This is a genomic window from Nocardia sp. NPDC004722, from assembly GCF_053601505.1.
Window position 1 is genome coordinate 1 of record NZ_JBSGBY010000026.1, and the last position, 1059, is coordinate 1059.

At 57.3% G+C, this 1059-nt stretch carries 1 protein-coding gene; it reads left to right on the forward strand.

Translation table 11 applies throughout. The features are described from left to right. Positions 1-205: 205 nt before the first annotated feature. Positions 206-898: a hypothetical protein gene (locus ACWELQ_RS05310; RefSeq protein WP_452395785.1), complete on the forward strand. Its 693-nt coding sequence runs from the start codon at positions 206-208 to the stop codon at positions 896-898. Positions 899-1059: the final 161 nt, after the last annotated feature.

Sequence of the window (1059 nt, forward strand, 5' to 3'; positions counted from 1 at the left end):
TCCGTATTCCCAAGGATGGGAATACGGAAGAAGATGGCGGATGAATGTGGCCATAGGATCGTGCGCAGAATGTCTGTAAAATCTGAATCTGGCGGCGTGAGGGTACGCGGATTGAAATGGAATCATCTCGACTATTTGCCCTGCATGACGGCCGGGCGGCGATATCCGCGCTTCTCGATGCCCGGTGGAACTGGGGTACCGGTCGATGATCGATGTCCTGATCATGGGCGCGCGGTGGGCATCGAATCATCATGCGGTGACCCGTAGTTTCGCCGATGCCCTGGACCGGGCTCGCTTCAACCCGCGAATTTTGGCGTGCTCGGGAGGGCGTTCGGTTGTCAAGCGCGCCCTGGTACGCGAAGTCAACCGCAGCACTCGCCCCTTGATTCTCGCTGGCTATGCCCAAGGGGCCGCAGCGGCAGGAGATGTGGCCGCAGAAATGGGCGGAACCGAGCCGTCGATACTGGCGTGTGCGCTTATCTCAGACCCCTTTCGCCCGCGTGGACCCGTCGTCGGAACCGATTTTGGCGGCCACGGAATATTGGGCGAGAGACCAATTGTCGAGGTGCCTGCCTATTGGGCTGCTGCTCGCGGCGATCTGACTACTTCGTTGGCGACCGAGAGTTCACTCCGGTTGGTGCCTGAATTATTTGAATACTTCGATCTGTCGACCGAGGAGGCCGTGATCGATTGGAGGAGCCGGCTGATGGATGCCGCGATAAGAGAGCAGCTCATGCCGTATCGAATGGCCCGCAGGTTCTGGCGTAGTAGAAGTGTCGAGCTCTCCAGGGCCAGCGCGAATCTACTTCTGGGTCCGCATGAAAAAGACTACGTACGCCACGGGCATACTGAACGATTGGCTCAGGCCATCAACAAGGAAGTATTCGCTCGAAATTAACTCGAGCACCGCGGAAGAGCGGTCACCAAAAAGTCTCGTGCTTATTTATTTGGATCGACCACGAGAATTCGAATGATCATCATGTCGGATTCGAGTGGGTGGTGGACATCGATGCGCGGTCGGAGAGTATCGCGTAACGCTTGTCGGAAATGAGGGTACCG

Bases quoted from the DNA above. Each gene is read 5' to 3' on its own strand.
- ACWELQ_RS05310 (WP_452395785.1), top strand. From the start codon at position 206: ATGATCGATGTCCTGATCATGGGCGCGCGGTGGGCATCGAATCATCAT.